The organism is Clostridium sp. cel8, assembly GCF_014050525.1.
Lineage (GTDB): Bacteria > Bacillota > Clostridia > Clostridiales > Clostridiaceae > Clostridium_B.
In genome coordinates this window covers 65410-84703 of the sequence record NZ_JACGAG010000005.1, presented here as the reverse complement: position 1 = coordinate 84703, position 19294 = coordinate 65410, and the positions used below count along the sequence as shown (strand labels likewise).

At 28.6% G+C, this 19294-nt stretch carries 14 protein-coding genes and 1 other RNA gene; 3 read left to right on the top strand and 12 right to left on the bottom strand.

Features of this window, described 5'->3' with window-relative positions:
* Positions 1-51: 51 nt before the first annotated feature.
* The 4 genes from H2684_RS06505 to H2684_RS06490 all read right to left on the bottom strand — a co-directional run bounded on the left by H2684_RS06505 (position 52) and on the right by H2684_RS06490 (position 3103).
* Entirely contained in the window at positions 52-714 is a 663-nt protein-coding gene (locus H2684_RS06505; protein WP_182088587.1) for a class II aldolase/adducin family protein, read from the bottom strand.
* A gap of 81 nt (positions 715-795) precedes the next feature.
* A complete protein-coding gene (locus tag H2684_RS06500) occupies positions 796-2148 on the bottom strand; it encodes a PTS transporter subunit IIC (protein ID WP_182088586.1) in 1353 nt (450 codons plus the stop codon).
* Positions 2149-2299: 151 nt separating this feature from the next.
* Positions 2300-2587, bottom strand: a complete 288-nt coding sequence (locus H2684_RS06495) for a PTS sugar transporter subunit IIB (protein ID WP_207719402.1) — start codon at positions 2585-2587, stop codon at positions 2300-2302.
* A gap of 42 nt (positions 2588-2629) precedes the next feature.
* A complete protein-coding gene (locus tag H2684_RS06490; RefSeq protein WP_182088585.1) occupies positions 2630-3103 on the bottom strand; it encodes a PTS sugar transporter subunit IIA in 474 nt (157 codons plus the stop codon).
* A 349-nt stretch (positions 3104-3452) separates the two neighbouring features.
* On the opposite strand from H2684_RS06490, the gene H2684_RS06485 reads away from it, so the two are divergent.
* The gene (locus tag H2684_RS06485) at positions 3453-6137 is read left to right on the top strand and encodes a sigma-54-dependent transcriptional regulator (RefSeq protein WP_182088584.1); all 2685 of its coding nucleotides are present in this window, start codon (positions 3453-3455) and stop codon (positions 6135-6137) included.
* 249 nt (positions 6138-6386) lie between these two features.
* Here the strand turns inward: H2684_RS06485 and H2684_RS06475 are convergent, their stop codons facing one another.
* Complete coding sequence (locus H2684_RS06475; RefSeq protein WP_182088582.1) at positions 6387-8915, bottom strand: MBL fold metallo-hydrolase; 2529 nt, start codon at positions 8913-8915, stop codon at positions 6387-6389.
* Between the two features lie 714 nt (positions 8916-9629).
* Here H2684_RS06475 and H2684_RS06470 point away from each other — a divergent pair.
* A complete protein-coding gene (locus H2684_RS06470) occupies positions 9630-11054 on the top strand; it encodes a sodium:solute symporter family protein (RefSeq protein WP_182088581.1) in 1425 nt (474 codons plus the stop codon).
* 61 nt (positions 11055-11115) lie between these two features.
* Here H2684_RS06470 and nadC read toward each other — a convergent pair whose 3' ends face one another.
* The 4 genes from nadC to H2684_RS06450 all read right to left on the bottom strand — a co-directional run bounded on the left by nadC (position 11116) and on the right by H2684_RS06450 (position 15277).
* Entirely contained in the window at positions 11116-11946 is an 831-nt protein-coding gene (nadC, locus tag H2684_RS06465) for a carboxylating nicotinate-nucleotide diphosphorylase (protein WP_182088580.1), read from the bottom strand.
* Between the two features lie 21 nt (positions 11947-11967).
* The gene (locus H2684_RS06460) at positions 11968-13551 is read right to left on the bottom strand and encodes an L-aspartate oxidase (protein ID WP_182088579.1); all 1584 of its coding nucleotides are present in this window, start codon (positions 13549-13551) and stop codon (positions 11968-11970) included.
* A 12-nt stretch (positions 13552-13563) separates the two neighbouring features.
* Positions 13564-14490: a quinolinate synthase NadA gene (nadA, locus tag H2684_RS06455; RefSeq protein ID WP_182088578.1), complete on the bottom strand. Its 927-nt coding sequence runs from the start codon at positions 14488-14490 to the stop codon at positions 13564-13566.
* Between the two features lie 136 nt (positions 14491-14626).
* Positions 14627-15277: a hemolysin III family protein gene (locus tag H2684_RS06450; RefSeq protein WP_182088577.1), complete on the bottom strand. Its 651-nt coding sequence runs from the start codon at positions 15275-15277 to the stop codon at positions 14627-14629.
* Between the two features lie 277 nt (positions 15278-15554).
* Here H2684_RS06450 and H2684_RS06445 point away from each other — a divergent pair, with 277 nt between their 5' ends.
* A complete protein-coding gene (locus H2684_RS06445; RefSeq protein ID WP_182088576.1) occupies positions 15555-16214 on the top strand; it encodes a DUF6483 family protein in 660 nt (219 codons plus the stop codon).
* Between the two features lie 55 nt (positions 16215-16269).
* Here H2684_RS06445 and H2684_RS06440 read toward each other — a convergent pair whose 3' ends face one another.
* From H2684_RS06440 to aspS, 3 genes are all read right to left on the bottom strand, one after another.
* Complete coding sequence (locus tag H2684_RS06440) at positions 16270-17211, bottom strand: DMT family transporter (protein ID WP_182088575.1); 942 nt, start codon at positions 17209-17211, stop codon at positions 16270-16272.
* Between the two features lie 70 nt (positions 17212-17281).
* Positions 17282-17460: non-coding RNA, 6S RNA (gene ssrS / locus H2684_RS06435), on the bottom strand.
* A gap of 28 nt (positions 17461-17488) precedes the next feature.
* Complete coding sequence (gene aspS, locus H2684_RS06430; protein ID WP_182088574.1) at positions 17489-19270, bottom strand: aspartate--tRNA ligase; 1782 nt, start codon at positions 19268-19270, stop codon at positions 17489-17491.
* Between the last annotated feature and the right edge of the window lie 24 nt (positions 19271-19294).

Here is a 19294-nt window from a genome sequence, read left to right as displayed (position 1 = left end):
ATAACAAATCCACAATAAAAATTTTTATTGTGGATTTATAACAAATTTCAATTATTTTATAAGTTTTATCTCAGATGGATATTCCCATTTTTGCAATTCCTCAGCCGGAAATGCAGGTGGTTCGTTACCATTATTTATTACAAGTGATCTATAATATACTTCAGCAATTTCTTCAACATAATAAGCCTTTAAAAGAGCTTCATCAGGATCCTTATCTACAGTCATAACTCCATGTCCCTCTAAAAGAATTGCATCAGATCTTTTTATAGGATTTATTATACTATTTGAAAGTTCTTTAGTTCCTGGTCTTCCATATGATGCCACAGGGATAACACCATCTTTTAATCCAAGATTTGCACATTCATATATAACAGCTGGAATATTTTTCTTTAAAACAGCAAAAGATGTAGCAAATCGAGAATGTGTGTGCACAACTGAAAATATATCTTCTCTCGTTTTATAAGCTTGTAAATGCATTAAAAGCTCACTTGTAGGTTTTAATTTTGTAACTGACTCTATTACATTAGCATCAAGATCAACTACACAAATATCATGATAAGTTAACTCTTTTCTATCAACTCCAGTAGGTGTTACAACTACATATCCCGTTTCCTTATCTCTTATGCTAAAATTTCCTGATCTATGTTTGCAAAGTCCATTTTTATCAGCTTCAAATGCTATTTTTACAACTTTTCTTTTCAAGCTTTCTAACATTAATACTCACTCCTTATTTTATAATATAAATATATTTGACTTTATATCTTTAAAACCTTTATAAATGGTTTTATTATTTCTTTATTTTTCACTTTCCAGTAAATCACGTTTTTTCATATATTTCTTATACCAAACGAATAAAGCAAGATATCCAATTAGTAAAATAGCAGGTATTATTTCCCCATGTATTATATTTAATCCATGTGCAAGTAACCATCTTAATCCAGGTATTTCAACTCCAAAATAGGTTATATACTGACCTGCAGGAACATCTATTGTTCCAACTGATTTTGCAAGATTAGTTACTATTGGTGCAAAACTAGTTGCAACTGCTAAATAGATAGGAGTTCCCAAAAATCCAAGTATTATCATTCTTATTAGGTTTCCACCAGTAACAATAAGTGCTGGCACTATAACAATTATGTTTATTATACCTGCTAGCGGAATAACATTATTCATACCCATTTTTGACATTATGACAGCAATAATCAAATCAAATGGTACAAGTATTATAGAAGCTACCCATATTTCAGATTGTCCAGCTAAAAATGGCCAATCAAGTCCTATATATATTTCTCTTCCTTTAAATTTTTCTTTCATAACTGCACTAGTAGCATCAGCTATTGGTGCAAGGGATTGCATAAATAATTTTGCTACCATTGGAAATAAAACAAGTGCTGTTGAAACTTCTATAGCTGTTCCTAATATATCTTTTAAATTATAATGTGCAAATACAGCTATCAATCCTCCTACGATGAAACCCATAATACTATTTTCGCCAAATATACCTATTTTAGATTTCAATTCTTCCGAGTTCAAATTAATTTTATTTATTCCTGGTACAAAATCTAAAAGTTTATTTATCGGTGCAAGTATTGCTGCTTGTATAGTCATATAATGTGAACATGCTACCCCAGGTATTTTAGTAATTCTATAAAGTTGTTTTTGAGATATATCAGCACTTTTTAATTCTAAAACTACTTGAATTGCTGCTGAAATAAATCCTAAGAAGATATTTCCTGTTACTGCTGTAACCATAGTAGCAGTAAAAATTTTTCCCCATACATTCCATAAATCTACATTTAGGCAATCTGTCAAATTTAATAAAAGCATAATAATATTTATTCCTATTTGAAGTGGAAAAACCAATACAGCATAAGGCCATGCCCATGCTATAGCTGACATAGGAGCCCATCCAACATCTATAGAATTCAATTTAATTCCTGTATTGCTGACAAGTGCTTTAGCTGCTGGACTTATAGAAGTAAACATAAAATTTAATATTACATTCATACCAGTAAATGCAATACCAAGAGTTAATCCTGCAATTATTGCTTTTCTAGGTTTCATTTTCATAAACAATCCCAGTATTATCATAATTATTGGTAAAAATACTGCTGCACCTAGACTTAATATATATTTTATAATTGCCATATTTAATTACCCCCTATTTTATAAAATTTTATTTTTTAATACATTTTAACCTAAATTTATGTTAAACTTATTTTGTGTATTTAACTTATTTTGTGTGCTTAAGTTATTTTCACAGTTTCCAATAGACTTTTAGTATGTCTATTGGAAATTTCTATGATAATATATATTCTTTTAGCTTTTTAAATTCTTCCTCCATTCCAACTCCAGTTAAAAATGGAATACCATTAATTGTAGGTTTTCCAAAATCATGTCCTGCAGATACAATTGATACATATATATCACATTGATCTATGATATTTTCCAACGATTTGATATCCACCGCCTCAACGTTTACATTAAGTCCCTCATCTTCACACATACTAGAAATCTTAGATGCAACCGTTTGCGAAGTAGCTACTCCAGAACCACAAGCAACAAAAATATTTTTAATTTTACCCATAATAAAACCTCCTAAAATTTTATTTTATATTGTATAAAAAATTTATTTATTAACTAATATTTTAGATAACTTGTACATAATTTGCTTTTTATTAACACTTTCATAAACATCAATTAGCTTTTCTTTATCAGAAAATATTGACATAAGATTACTCAAGGTTTTAACTTGAATATCTGGATTTTTAATTGCTAACATAAATACAAGTTGTACTCTTACATCGTTTGCACTATTTCCCATTTCTTTAAAAATCACAGGATCTTTTAACTTAGCTACAACTATTACAGGCTTATTTACATGAATAGCATCTGTATGTGGAACTGCTACTTTTACCCCATCTGTATTTAATCCTGTAGGGAAAATTTTTTCTCTATTCAATATTCCCTGTAAATATGAATTTTTAACATATCCTCTCTTTTGTAATTCTTTAAATAGATTTTCAAGCAATTCCTGTCTATCTTTTGCTTCATAATTAAGAAATATCAAATCTTCATCTAATAATTCTACTTTTTGATTCATATACATTACCCCCCAGTGCAATCTATTTTGCTTTACACCTTTAAATACAGCAAACTTTATGCCAATATAGTGCATAAATATATAAAACCCTTTAAAACAATACATTAGCTATAAAATAAAATATTACTGTAACAATAGAATGTATTAGTGCATTATTTTATAATTTAATTAATGCACTAATAATTTTATATATATGAAATATTTGATTTTAAATATTAAATTAATATCTATTAAAATACTTAATATTTTATTTAGTGTATTACAATTTTTTATAAAATGTTTTATCATATAAATTGAAAACATAATTAAATCCTATAATCCAATAACAATTTAAGTAGTAGGTGATATTATGAAAAAGATAGATTTAGTTTGGAATTATATTACAAATACAGTTAGCTATAATTATATTATAAATAATATAAATAAAGATACATTGGGAATATCAGCTAGAGAAATAGAAAATTCTTTAAATATTATAAGAAATAATGCAAGTACTATATTAAATCAATTATGGAAAAACAATAAGTTAATAAAAATAAATACTAGACCTGTAAAATTTATTCCACGATATGCCATTGAAAATTTATTAGGCGATAGTTCTACTGTGAAAAATCAATATTCATTAGATGAGTTTAAAGAATTAATAAAATCTTATAAAAATAAAGATAAAGACCCTTTCCAGTCTTTACTTGGTCATGATAGCAGCTTAAAAAACGAAATAGGACAAGCCAAAGCTGCTATTATGTATCCACCAAATGGACTTCACACATTACTTTTAGGTGAAAGTGGTGTCGGCAAAACTACTTTTGCTTATGCTATGTATCAATATGGTAAACTTTTTCAAGAATCAAAAGGAAAAGATTTCCCTTTTGTATCATTTAATTGTTCCGACTATTTCAACAATCCTCAACTATTAATGTCAGAATTATTTGGTCACATAAAGGGTGCCTTCACAGGCGCTGATCAAGATAAAGTGGGTTTAGTAGAAAAAGCTAATGGAGGTATCCTATTTTTAGACGAAGTTCATAGATTACCTCCTGATGGTCAAGAAATGTTATTCTACCTAATGGATAAAAATGAATATCATAAATTAGGTGAATCTCAAAAACGCAAGAGTAATATTTTAGTAATAGCTGCTACCACCGAAGAACCTGATAGTATACTTTTACCTACATTTTTAAGAAGAATTCCAGTTACAATAACTCTACCTCCTCTCAGAAATAAAAAAATAGATGAAAGAGTTGAATTTGTAGAAAGTTTATTTTATTTTGAATCAGTGAAATTAAATATGAAAATATCTGTTTCTCCAGAAGTTTTAAAAGTTCTATCAATATATGATTTCAAAAGTGGTAATATTGGACAATTAAAATCTGAAATAAAACTTTTATGTGCAAAAGCTTACTTGAGATATTTACAAAATAACACTCCACTTTTTATTGAATTTAAAATGCTAAATGAAGAAATTAGGAACTGCATATTTTCATATAACAGTTTGCCTAAAGAAACAAAGAATTACCTTGATATATTTAATGATAATTTAATTATATCTCCAGAAAATAGAAAAATATATCATCCAGATAACTTAAATATAAACATATACAATATAATTGATAGTGAATTAGAGCATTTAAAGGGCAAACATCTTAACAAACAACAAATTAACTTAAAAATTAATTCAATCATAGAAGATAAATTTAAAAATATAATAAACAATTTTAAAGAAAATAGATTAAATATACAACAATTATATAAACTATTACCTAGAGAAGTTGTAGACGTATCTCAAGAATCCATAGTCATTGCCCAAGAGATGCTAAATGTCAAATTTAAAAACGAATTTATATTTGCATTTGCATTTCATATAAACGCTTTATTAAATAGATTAAATGAAAATAAAAAAATAGAAAGTCCCAATATGATTAAAGTAAAAGGTGATTATACTAATGAATTTGCAGTTTCTAAAAAAATTGCAGATATCATTAATAAAAAATTTGCAGTATCAATTCCTGAAAATGAAAAGGGTTTTTTAAGTATATTATTGGGCAACAACACTCATAAATACAATACAAAAGATACCATTGGTATTATTGTAATATGTCATGGAAATTCTACAGCTAAAAGTATGGCTAATGTTGCAAACAGTCTTTTGAATACAGATTTAGTTAAAGGCATAGATATGCCATTAGATGCTAAAATAGAAGAAACATATATTAAAGTTAAATCTACAGCAATTGCCTTAAATAAAAAAAAGGGAATATTATTATTAGTTGATATGGGTTCATTAAAGGATTTTGGTGAAAGAATAATGAATGAAACTGGAATAAAAATAAAAGTTATAGATAATGTATCTACACTTTTAGTAATTGAAAGTCTTAGACAAGTTTTATATAAAGAAGATTCTATAGATAATATTTACAATATACTTTCTAATAATTTCAAAAATGTTAATAAAGAGATATTAACAAAAAAGGGTAAAGCAATCCTTACTCTATGTGCTACTGGAAAAGGATCAAGTATGGTAGCTAAAAAGTTATTATATTCTTTAATTCCTGACAAATATAAAAATGAAGTAACTATTATAACTACTACTTACATAAATCTTGATAAAACTATATCTGAATTAACTAAAAAATATGATTTAATAGCTTGCATAGGAACTATACATCCTAAAATAAATATTCCTTATTTCCCAATAAATAAACTTTTAGATACTGGATTTAAAAATCAATTCATAAAATTTTTAGATATGAACATAAATACGATTGTACCAAATTTAAATGATACTAAAAGTATATATGAAATTTCAAAAGAAATGCTAGAAGAATACGTTAAATTCATAAATCCAAAACTTGCAGTGATAAATATAAGAAAATTCATTAAAAATTTGGATTTAAAATATGATAATAACTCAAAAGATTACTTTGTAGACTTAATTGTACACATGGAGTGTATGTTAGATAGATGCATACAAAAAAATATGTTAAATTTGAGAATACATATGATTTTAAAATTAAAAACAAACTACAATTCATAAAAATCAGAAAAGAAATAACTCAACTAGAAAATGAATATGACATAACAATAAATGATGATGAAATATGCTATATAATTCTAATTTTACAAAACAATAATTTAATTTAACTTATTATATCTAAATATACAAAATATACAAAGTAAAAATTCAAAATAGAATATCAGCTATTAAATCTCTAATATGTATTATTTTTGACGAAAACACTTCATACAGAGATTCTATAGCAGATATTCTTCTCATGCCCTGAATTTATTTCACATCAACCACCAAAGTACATCCAGTTTTACATTCAAATTCATCTTTTACAATATTAATCTTTTCCTCTGGATAGGATTTTTCAAGTTTTATACCTGCTGTCAATGTATCTATCATAAAAGATGGATTTTTTTTCAACTCTATGTTATGCATGTTACAAATACTCTTTAATATATTTATTATATCATTTTGATTTGCACTATCAGATATCTTTATATCCCAACCTGTTTTTTCTGAAAGTTTTTCTATTTCTTTAATATATTTTCTGCCTATTACATTAGTTATAAAGCTAAGCTCTATATATTTTTCACCATTACATGACTTTATGCTTTTTTTATAAGGCTTAAATTTTTTATCTTTAAACTCATTGTCTATAACACTTAAAGCTGCATTTTGCTCCATAGCAGAGTTATTTTTTCCCTTACTTAATATAGGAGTTTCACCTTTGTTGTTAATGGATCTATTTGAATATTCAATGGACATAAAAAGCCCTGTACGCTTTAAAAATTCATCTGTTATGTGACTTGGTACATCAAAATATGAATTCAAAATAACTTTAACTGTTCTTTCATTTAATCTATATGAAATTTTCTTTATATCTGCATTTTTAAGCATTTCATTTACAATTACAGACACTTCATTTATATTTGTTGTATTTGAAATTTCAACATTCCATTCTACATCTCTTTTAAATTCCTCTATAACTTCATATATTTTATCATCAACTACTAATGGAAAATCAAAATTAAGCACAATCTTTTTTTCTTTATATATTAAGCTTGCTTTTTTGAAATTAAAACTTGAAAAATATTTATTCACAATATCATTTAATTCATTTGGTTTTAATTCATGTGGTTTAAGCAATTCTTCCACTTCTTTTTTTAATTTAGGCTTAAACAAAAACAGTCGTCTTACATCATTTTCAAAATAAACAGACTCAACAAGACTATGTTGAAAATGCATCATACTTTCTATTAGAAAATCATTAGAATTTTTATCAATATCTCTAGTAAAACCCTCATTACCAGTCCATATAAAAGCAAGTTCTTCTACAGTAAAATTTTTTTGTCCATAATTATCCATTACAAATTCCCATAGTTTTTTTACATCAATCTCATTTAATGTATTTCCTTTCATTGTTTTTCCTATATGCCTGCTCAATTGTTTCCTTGGTCTGTTTACATTAATAGAATAACTTTCTCCACACTTTGGAGAATACACTCTTGATCTTGATTCTGAAGCAATTTCTTTGGAAAAAGACTGAATTACATCCTCATTTCCATGAATCATAAATATATCTTTAGGTGAAAGCATCTTTATCAAAGATTTTATTTCACCTTTATCACTATGTGCTGAAAGTCCAACTTTTGCTACTTTACACTTTACTGGTATTATTCTACCATTCAATTCCAAAGTCTTATCTTCATCTTCTAAAAGGTTTAAAAGCTTTCTTCCAGGGGACTCTTCGTCTTGATAACCAGTTATAACTATATATGAATCTTCACAAGGTGCTAATTTTTCTGCATAATACTGACTAAAACCACCTGTAAGCATACCTGAGCTTGAAATTATTACGCAACTATCTTTATCTTCAAGTATTTTTTCTCTCATAGCCCTATTTTCCACTGGAATTATGTTGTCATCATAAAAAGGTTCTATTCCCCTCAATATTTTCTTTCCTAATGAGTTTTTAAGATATAATGGATTCAATTTATATACTCTAGCTATATCCCTTATCATACCATCAACATATACTTTTGTATTTTTTATTATTCCCTTATTCATTGCTCTTTTTATTATAAGTATTACTTCCTGAGCTCTTCCAAGTGCAAAAGCTGGAATAAGCATCTTTCCTCCACTTGAAACACATTCTTCTATTATATCTACAAGTTTTTGTTCTTCTACTTCTCTATTTGAATGAAGTCTATCTCCATAAGTTGTTTCAAAAATTCCTACATCTGGTCTTAATTTAGGAATTTTAAGGCCTTCTACTGTTTTTTGTGAGAATACTGAAAAGTCACCTGAATAAAACAATGATCCTTCAGGAGATTTTATGTATACACAAGAAGCTCCTGCTATATGACCTGCTGTATAAAAGCACAATTTTATGCCTTCAAACATTGGAAATTCAACCATATAATTAATTGGAAATACACGATTAAGCATAGCTTTAACATCAGATTCTGCATAAAGTGGAATTTCCTCTTCCCTATTATTCATTATCTTAAGGCTGTCATAAAGTAATACTTTCATAAGATCTTTCGTCATAACATTTGTGTATATCCTTGCAGCTGGATACTCCTTACTTATTATTGGTAAACATCCTATATGATCCATATGTGCATGACTTACAATTATTGCATCTATACCACCACTTTCCTGAATAATTTTAAAATCAGGAATAGGATCTTTAGATGCTCCTTGTCTTATTCCACAATCAAGGAGTATGTTTTTATTATTAATTTTCAAGAGAATACAACTTCCCCCAACTTCACGAGCTCCTCCTAAAAACGAAATATTCAAATTAGATCACCTACTAACTATTAATAAATATGTTACACATTTATTTCTTTAATGAATTATATTATAACATATACAATAAGAACATATAGAAAGGTAAAAGTTATTTTTTATTAAATATTCATATTAAAATAAATCGTAATATTTAACAATAAGTAGATATTATTAGTAAACAAAGCCTATTTTAATCTAATCTTATATAACATATATTGATTTCATTAATATTTTAAATTATAATATGGTACTATAATACGAATCACATAAAGGATATTAATTATATAAAGGTTAAGACGGAAAGAAGTAATTAGGTATATCACAAAGAGAAACAGTGGTTGGTGTAAACTGTTTGATATGCTTGTTTCTATATTTTTCTCATTTTTTGAATTGTACATGTAAATATAGAAACAGTAGAATCTATAAATTCTACTTATGAAATACATTCCTGAACCGCAGGCTGAACTAATAAGTAGGCTGAGCCGTTTAACTCGCGTTAAGAGAAAGAGAAGAACAATAAATTTGTTTCTAAATTAGGGTGGTACCACGGTTATTCGTCCCTTTAAATTAGGTACCTTTTTTGCTTTACAAATTTATTTGTTCAATTAGGGTGGTACCACGACTATTTCGTCCCTTGGCCAGGGGCTTTTTTTTATGTCTTTATATATTAAATTTACATGAGTACTCTAGAGTAAAAATTTTTGAAATGGAGGAATTTATAAAATGAATACATCTTTAATCATAATTATACTGTATATATCTTTACTTTTTCTAATAAGCTTTTTTGCCAAAAAAAGATCATCTAAAGGAGGAGAAAGTTATACTTTAGCTGGAAGAGAGCTCACCACTCCTCTTGTAACATGCTCATTAATAGGACTTGCAATTGGAGGTGCCTCTACTATAGGTGTTGCTGAACAAGCTTATAATGTTGGACTTTCTGCTGGATGGTATAATGTAGCTTGGGGATTTGGTGCCATAATCATGGGACTTGCACTTGCATCTAAATACAGAGAATTTAATGTGTCTACAGTTCCAGAACTATTTGGAAAATTCTACGATGAAAAAGGACGACTTATCTGTGTTATATCCCAAATAATAATATTAATAGTAATTGTATCTCTTCAGTATATAGCAGGCGGTGCTATACTTTCCTCACTTTTACCTGATATATTTACGCTGAAAACTGGTATGCTTGTTAGTGCCTGCGTATTTATTGGAATAACATTTATAGGTGGTATGTGGTCAGCAGGATTATGCAACTTGTTCAATGTACCACTTAAATATACGGGAATTATATTATGTACTATACTTGCTGTAGCTTCAACAGGTGGTATGCACAACATAAAAATGAGTCTTCCTCATAATATACCATATTTCAGTCCAATAAAAGGAATAGGTATATGGGTTATACTTAGCTGGATCATAGTTATGACAACTCAAATCATGTCAATGCAGGGTCCTGTTCAATTAACCTTTGCAGCTAAAGATCCTAAAGTGGCAAGGAGAGCTTTTGTAATAGGTGGACTTCTTATGATTCCAATAGGATTTTTATGTGCAATAATTGGCATGGCAGCTAAAGTTTCCTTTCCAAACATGAGTGCAACTTTAGCTTTACCTAAAATGATATTATCTTTAAATCCAGTTGCAGCTGGAATAACTCTTGCTGCTCTATGGGCAGCAGATGTATCTACTGCATGCAATCTTTTAATTGCTGCATCTACAATGTTTACAAATGACGTTTATAAAAAATCTATAAATCCAAATATAAAAGATAAAAAACTTACTGTAATGACTAAATTCTTTGTAGTAGTTATTGGAGTACTTACTTTTATCATGGCTCTATCTATGTCAGGTATATTAAAAACAATATTAATAGGCTTAAGTCTTTCCACTGCATTTACAATTATATTTCTATTTACTATATTTGCTCCAAAACTTTGCAAAAGAAGTTCAGCCTTCTTCACAACTCTTGCAGGTATAGTAGTATTATTTATTTGGGAGCTTGTACCTTCATTTAGGATATTTCCACATGTTATATTCATGGAATGGTTAGTGTGTCTTTTAACTTTCTTTTTAACAGCTGCTCTAGATAATAGAACTATAATAATAAATAATTATGCAGATACAAAATATATAAATGCAAAATAAAACTTTTTAACATAAGTTTAAGAGCTGTAGCATTAATTTTTACTACTACAGCCCTTAAACTTTAATAAAATTTGAGACTTATATCAAGTGCTTTAACAGAATGAGTAAGACACCCAATAGATATAAAATCTATTCCTGTAGATGCCACACTTTTTACATTTTTCTCGTTTATGTTTCCAGATGCCTCTACTTTAAATCTTCCATCTATAAACTTAACCGCTTTTTTCATGGTGTCTATATCCATATTATCAAGCATTATAACATCAGCTTCAGTAGAAACTGCTTCTTCTAGCTGTTTTAAGCTTTCAACCTCAACTTCAATTTTAACTGTAAAGGGAAGTTTATTCTTTACTCTTTTTACTGCTTCTCTTATTGAACCTACTGCTTTTATATGATTGTCTTTAATCATTACAAAATCAGATAAATCGAATCTATGATTGTATCCTCCTCCTGAAGTTACAGAATACTTGTCCAAAATTCTGAATCCAGGAAGAGTTTTTCTTGTATCTACTATTTTTACATTATAATCTTTTACTAAGTTCACTATATTTCGAGTTTTAGTTGCAATTCCGCTCATCCTCTGCATTATGTTAAGAGCAACTCTTTCACCTTTTAATATGGACTTTGAATTTCCACATATCTTTGCAATTATATCTCCAGATTTCACTGTATCTCCATCTTTTTTCATAGCAGTAAATACAACATTTGGGTCTAAAATTTGAAATACTCTCTTTGCTACATCAATACCTGAAACTACCCCTGCATCTTTTGCAATTAAATTGCCTTTAGATATTTCATCTCCATTAAGTAAAGTATCTGTAGTAATATCTTCATAATTTATATCTTCTATAAGTGCTCTTCTAATAAATTCATCAATTATTAAATAATTCAAATCTCCACCACCTTACATCTTTTAAACAAATGCCTTACAATATTCCTTTACATAATTGCTTCCTATAGAACTTTTGCTATTAATAGCAGCTAAAATAACAGATGTAGACACTTGGCACATATTATATATTTCTATATAATCCTCATTTATTGATTCTATACTTTCCATATTATTCATTAGTTTTTCAAGAGCTTCAAGTGCCACTTCAAGCTTATTAACTGTTCTTATTATACCTACATCTTTTTCCATTATATTTTTTATATTTTTCTTTAACATAGAAAGCTTAAAATTCTGTGATTTTGCTTTATACTTTAAATTTCCCACTTTGTTATCATTTTTACTACAAAAACTATCTAAACCATCATACTTATAATTTTGACATATATTTGAAATATCAACTGCAACTCTTCTCCCAAAAACTACAGCTTCCATAAGAGAATTACTTGCAAGCCTGTTTGCGCCATGAACTCCTGTACATGAACACTCACCAACAGCATAGAGATTTTTAAGACTAGTTCTTCCATAAAGATCTACCTTTATGCCTCCCATAAAATAATGTTGTGCAGGAGTTACTGGTATATAGTTTTTATCTATTGCTATTCCAAGCTTATTGCACTTACTATATATAGTTTTAAATCTATTTTTTAAAAATTCTTCATCATGCATTGTTACATCCAAGTACACATATTTTAAATTGTACCTCTCCATTTCACTTTTAATAGCTCTTGCTACAATATCTCTTGGTGCAAGTTCCATTCTACTGTCATAGTCCATCATAAATCTTTCTCTATTTTTTCTTCTAAGTACTGCCCCTTCTCCTCTAACTGCCTCTGATATTAAAAACATTCTTTCCTCATTATTATCTGAATACAATGCCGTAGGGTGAAATTGTACATACTGCATATTTTCAAGCTCAGCTCCAGCCCTTATTGCCATGGCAATACCATCACCTGTAAGCACTCCCATATTTGTAGTCTTAGAAAATATTTGTCCAATTCCACCTGAAGCTATAACACAACATTTTGATTTAAAGTAAAAAAATTTACCTTTATAATATCCAGTTACACCAGTACATACTTTTTTATCATCAGTTACCACGTCTATAACAAAAACATTAGTTATAAGTTCTATATTAGGAGCTTCACTTGCTCTTTTAATAAGAACATCCATTATTCCCTTTCCTGTAGCATCTCCATTTACATGTAGTATTCTTGGAATTGAATGATTTCCTTCTAAAGATCTATAAAAATTTCCCTTAGAATCTTTATCAAAATTAACACCTAACTTAACTAAACTATCTATTCCCTCTTCTGATTCATATACAAGAGTATTTACTGCCTCTTTATCATTTATATAACATCCTGCATTTAAAGTATCTTCTATATGAAGCTGCCTATCATCATCACCTATACTAGCTGCAATTCCACCTTGTGCTAAATATGAATCCGAATCAAAAATATCTTTTTTTATAAGAACACAAACTTTCAAATTCTTTGAAATATTCAAAGCCGTATAAAGACCTGCTATTCCAGCTCCAACTATAATCACATCGTAATCACTATTTACAATAAAATCTCTATTATATTCAACTAAATATCTTTTCAATTAAATCACCTTCTATTTTACTACTTTCTGCTTAACAGAAAGCATTCTATTTAAAGAATTAAGTGCTTTTATTCTTATATCTTCTGGAATTGTGATTTTATTTTCCATATTTATGAGAGAATTATAAACATCTTCCAAAGTAGTCATTTTCATATTCTCACATACCAATCTCCTACTCAATAAGTAAAACTTCTTATTTGGATTATCATTTTTCATTTTATGGAGAATTCCTACTTCAGTACCTATTATAAACTCACTACATTGACTTTGTTTTGCATAATTTATTATTTCTGATGTGCTTCCAACAAAGTCCGCACTACATCTTATCTCTTCAGATACTTCAGGATGAACTAGCATTTTAGCCATTGGATGTTCTTTTTTTATATTGTAAACATCCTCCATAGTTATTCTAGCATGAGTAATACAATGTCCTGGCCATGATATTATTTTCTTATCTTCAACTTGTTCTGCCACATAAGAAGCAAGATTTTCATCTGGCACAAATATAACCTCCTGAGAATCAACGCTCTTAACAACATCAACTGCATTAGAAGATGTACAACATACATCACTTAATGCCTTTACTTTTGAAGAAGAATTGATATAACATACGACCTTAGCATTTGGATGTTTGTTTTTCTCTATTTCAAGTTGTTTTTCATCTATAGAATCTGCCAAAGGGCATCCTGCATATTTTGCAGGAAGTAAAACAGTTTTTTGTGGTGACAATATTTTAGCGCTTTCTGCCATAAATCTAACACCACAGAATACTAATACATTATTTTCTAATTCTGCTGCTGCTCTACTAAGTGCAAAAGAATCTCCAACTATATCAGCTATATCTTGAATTTCTGGATTTTGATAATTGTGAGCCAATATACAGGCATCCCTTTCTAATTTCAACTTATTAATTTCTCTAATTAAAGATGGTCTATCCATAATTACACCTCTAAAATGATATTTATACTATACTACTGTATATACACTAGTATATACTAATTTTCATTTTTTAACAACATAATAAAAAGGCATTACCAGTATATATTGGAATAATGCCTAATAACTCATTAATATTCTACTTAGTTGGTAGAAGGTAGATAAATATACATAGGAAGTGACATACACTGCCTCCCATTACAAAGATATGCCATATTGCATGATTATATGGTATTTTATCAAATAGATATAAGAAAGCACCCAGTGTGTAAATAATTCCACCTGCAAATAAAAGTACTATACCTGCAGTGGGAATAAGCATAACAAGACTCTTCATAGCAAACACTATTAACCATCCCATAAAGATGTATATCATAGTTGAAAGTACATTAAACTTTCCTATCCAAAATATTTTCATTATTATACCTACAAGTGCAAGAGTCCATATTATGGCAAATATCCTCCATCCAATTGTAGGTCTTAAAACAGTAAGAGTAAAAGGAGTATATGTTCCTGCTATCAGTAGGTATATAGATGCATGGTCAAATATTCTAAATAATTTTTTTACCTTAATATTGGTAATACTATGATATAAGGTTGATTCTAAATAAAGAAGTAAAAGAGATATACCATAAATAGTATAACTGAGTACATACCATTTATCTCCTCTCTTTTCTGCAAATACAATTAAAAGTACAAGTGCCACAACAGATAGTGCAGCTCCTATACCATGGGTTATTGAATTTGCAATTTCCTCTCCTCTTGTGTAAAACTTTAAATCGCCTTCCAAATAAATCACTTCCTAATATAAATTACTAATATAATTATACATAGTTTTTAAAACTATATGTTGTATCTATAATATCACAATATAAATTTATATTCAATACATATTTATATTTTGTATATTTAATTATAAAATATACAACTTAATATCTATTTGTTCATAAAAATAGATAATATATTTATTTCTATATAATATAGAAAATTTATTATATAATAAATGTGGCTGAATAAATGTTTAAAAATGTTAAACTGTATATATTTGTTGAAAGGATGGTTTAAAAATGTTAAAGCAAAGTCTAAGTAACGAATTGATAAAAAGATTTAATAATTATTTAGATGAAATAAAAAAACAAAAAGACAGTAAAAATTATACACATGCAATGGAATTAATAGATGCTGCCTTTAAAGACATATTTAGATTGGGAATAAAATTTTTCAATTCCTTTACTACTGATAATCTACTAGATATGATAAATACAAATGGAAATCCAAATACAGATAAGTGTATAATGATGTCAAAACTTCTAGAAGAAGAAGGCGACGTTTTAGAAAAACAGAATAAATCAAATGAGGCTTTTTACATAAATCAAAGATGTTTGAATGTATTTATAGATACTTATATGAATAAAAGTGACCACTATACCCTTGGCAGTTATTTTAATGATATAGAAACTTTAATAGATAATCTAATGGAATATGAGCTTCCAATTTCCCTCGAAAATAAAATAAGAGATTATTATGCATGTGAAGGGAAATACGACAAAGCTGATAATATAGCCTATTGTATACTAGAAGATAGCAATTATGATAGAGCATGTGTGGAAGATGCCTTAGCTTTTTATGAGAAACTGTTAAAAGAAAGTGAATCCTCCTTAAAATCCGGAGGAATTTCAAAATCAGAAATTAAGGAAACAATTGAAGAGATAAAATCCAAGATTTAAAAATGAACACATATATTACAAATAAGGCTAACTCATTAAGAGCTAGCCTTGTTTTCTAAGCTTTTTCAACATTTTCTTTGTAAGCTTTCCCTTTTGCAGTCAATGAAAAATAAGATCCTATTAAAATAAATAGTATTCCTACCATAGTATTAATTGGTATCTTCTCACCTAAAATAATTAATGCTAAAATAGGTGCCAGCGCAGGTTTAATAAAGAAAACTACAGACGCCATTGTTGCAGATGTTTCGTCCATTGCCAGAAAATAAAACAAATAACCTAACCCCGTTACTACTACTCCAAGAAAAATTAGAGGGAATATATTTTGATGGTTTATTCCAGCAAAAACAGGTATATTTGACATAAAACTATAGTTTCCTTCAGGATTTATCATGCTTCTAATTGCGGAAAGCTTAGTTATTAATATAATTACAAGCATAATAAAGCTGCCAACTAAAAATGTTATACAATTTAAGGCTGTGCTCCCATATCTTCCAGATCTCATCTTACCAACTACACTGTAAAGTGAAAAAGTAATTGCTGCCATAATTGAAAGCACTATTCCTATTATACCTGAACTTGAAGCAAATGGATCTAATATACAAGCTATACCTATAAGACTTAAAACTATTGATATTACAGTACCTCTATTTAGTTTTTCTTTCAATATGAAATAAGCCAAAACTACGGTAAACACAGGGTTTGTACTAAATATTATAGCAACTATAGATGCCTTAGTATAAGTAATTGCAAGTTGGAAAAATGACATACTCACAACAACACATAGAAATCCAGTACACAAAAAATAATACAAATCTTTTTTCCCCAATTTCACACCTTTCATCTTTAACGCCTTAACAGTTGGTGGAATAAGAATAATTCCTCCTATTACGAATCTTAAAAAATTTAGCTGAATAGGATTTAAACCTACTGCAAGTTTTGCTGTAATCTCCATAGTGCTGAAAATCACAGCAGCTAAAACAATATATGCATAACCCAATTTTATCATCTCCCTAAAAAATTAAGCCTGGGTTACTTAATATAATATTTTTAAATATTTTATAAATTAAATAATACCCGCCAATGCCGTAAGTGCAAATCATTGAACCCGCGTCAAACAGGTGGAAATCGCCTTTCTGCTTCCTGTTCTTAGGCAATGCCTAAGTATCATTCCACAAAAAGAGTTGGATTTCCTCTTAAAAGGTGTTCGGTCAATAAAAATTTACACTTACGCACACAGCAGGAATTATATAATTAACATAAAATCATATTTTTAATTATTCATGTTTGTTTACCGATATATCAAGTTCATTTAACTGAGTTTCATCAACTGAGTTTGGTGCCTGTGTCAAAGGATCAAAAGCATTTTGATTTTTAGGAAATGCAATTACATCCTTTATATTCTCAGTTCCAGCAAGGAACATTACCATTCTATCAAAGCCATACGCAAGTCCACCATGTGGTGGTGGACCATACTTAAATGCCTCAAGTAAATAATCAAATTTTTCCAATGCCTTTTCCTTACTTATTCCTATAACATTAAACATCTTTTCTTGAAGTTCTGTATCGTGTATTCTTATACTTCCTCCACCTAACTCTTCTCCATTTAGTACTATATCATAAGCCTTTGCTCTAACTCTTCCTGGATCAGTATCTAAATACTTTATATCTTCTTCCATTGGCATTGTAAAAGGATGATGCTCTGCTTCATATCTATTTTCCTCTTCATTATAGGATAAAAGAGGAAATTCAGTTATCCATACAAATCTAAAGTCTTTATTATTGTCAAGTATACCAGTTTGCTTTGCCATATGTACTCTTAAAGCTCCAAGACTCTGAAGCACTACGGAATTCTTATCAGCAACTATCAGTATCAAATCACCTTTTTCAACTTGTAATTTTGAAAATATACGATCTATTGTTTTTTGGTTTAAAAATTTATTTATTGAGGACTTTACTCCTTCATCTCTATTTTGTATCCAAACAAGTCCCTTTGCACCATAGTCTTTCACAAATTGTACTAGTTTGTCAAGCTGTTTTCTTCCCATAGAAGCACAATTTTTCACCTTTATAGCTCTTACTGATCCTCCAGATTCAATTGCACTCTTAAATACAACAAAATCCATATCACTAACTTCATCAGTTATATCATTTATTTCCATTCCAAATCTAAGATCAGGTTTGTCGCTACCATACTTCTCCATTGCAACTTTATATGGCATTCTCTCAATAGGAATTTTAACATCAATTCCAGCTACCTCTTTAAATACTCTTTTTATCAGTCTTTCATTTAACTCAATTATATCATCTTCTTCAACAAATGACATTTCCATATCAACTTGAGTAAACTCTGGTTGCCTATTTGCTCTCAAATCCTCATCCCTAAAACATTTTGCAATTTGAAAATATCTATCATAACCAGATACCATAAGTAACTGTTTAAATAGCTGAGGAGATTGTGGAAGAGCATAAAATTTTCCAGGATAATTTCTACTTGGAACTAAATAATCCCTAGCACCTTCGGGTGTACTTCTAGCAAGTATAGGAGTTTCTATATCCCAAAATCCATTTTCATCCATAAAATCTCTTATAACTTTTGAAGTTCTATGTCTTATTTCAAATATTCTTTGCATATCAGGTCTTCTAAGATCAAGATATCTATATTTTAATCTTATTTTCTCTGCTGCATCTAAATTTTCTTTTATATATATAGGCGGAGTTTCTGACTTTGAAAATATCTTTATGTATTCTCCTTCAAGTTCTACCATACCTGTAGGTATTTCCTTGTTTACAGATTCTCTTTTTACAAGAGTTCCTTTAATTGCAACGCAATATTCAGATTTTAATGCATCCGCTTTTATAAATGCTTCTTTATTTATTTTTTCTCCAAATACAGCCTGAATTATTCCTGTTCTATCTCTTAAATCTACAAATATTAATCCACCAAGATTTCTCTTTCTCTGAACCCATCCCATTACAGTAAATTGTTGTCCTATGTTTTCTTCTCTTAAAACACCGCACATAGAGGTCCTTTTTAGACCTTCTAAATATTCTCCCATTTATTTTCAACTCCTGTTGTACAT